Origin of the sequence: Enterobacter sp. MF024, assembly GCF_005843915.1 — a bacterium.
Lineage (GTDB): Bacteria > Pseudomonadota > Gammaproteobacteria > Enterobacterales > Enterobacteriaceae > Enterobacter > Enterobacter barmai.
Genome location: NZ_VCBB01000012.1, coordinates 1 through 470 on the forward strand (window position 1 = coordinate 1; position 470 = coordinate 470).

At 55.3% G+C, this 470-nt stretch carries 1 protein-coding gene; it reads right to left on the reverse strand.

Annotated features, from left to right (window positions below):
* Positions 1-470: hypothetical protein (locus tag FFB58_RS22915; RefSeq protein WP_171029975.1), on the reverse strand; the 470-nt coding region annotated here is incomplete at both ends.

The following is a 470-nucleotide window of genomic DNA, read 5'->3' on the forward strand; positions in this document are numbered from 1 at the left end:
GCCTGGCCAACAACCGGCTTCATGCTCTCCAGACGAGAATCAGCAGCAGTCTGATCAACAACTGGTTTCATGCTGTTCAGGCGGTCAGTGCGGGCCTGATTCTGAGTCGTGACGCGGTAAACTTCGGCATCATGCGCAGCAACGATCTTCGCATTTGGATCGACGCTCATGCTGTTCAGGCGGTCAGTGCGGGCCTGATTCTGAGTCGTGACGCGGTAAACTTCGGCATCATGCGCAGCAACGATCTTCGCATTTGGATCGACGCTCATGCTGTTCAGACGAGAGTCAGTAGCTGCCTGGCCAACAACCGGTTTCATGCTCTCCAGACGAGAATCAGCTGCAGTCTGGTCAACAACAGGTTTCATGCTGTCCAGACGGTCAGCACGAGCCTGATTCTGCGTGGTGACACGGTACACTTCGGCATCATGGGCAGCCACGATCTTCGCATTCGGATCGACGCTCATGCTGTT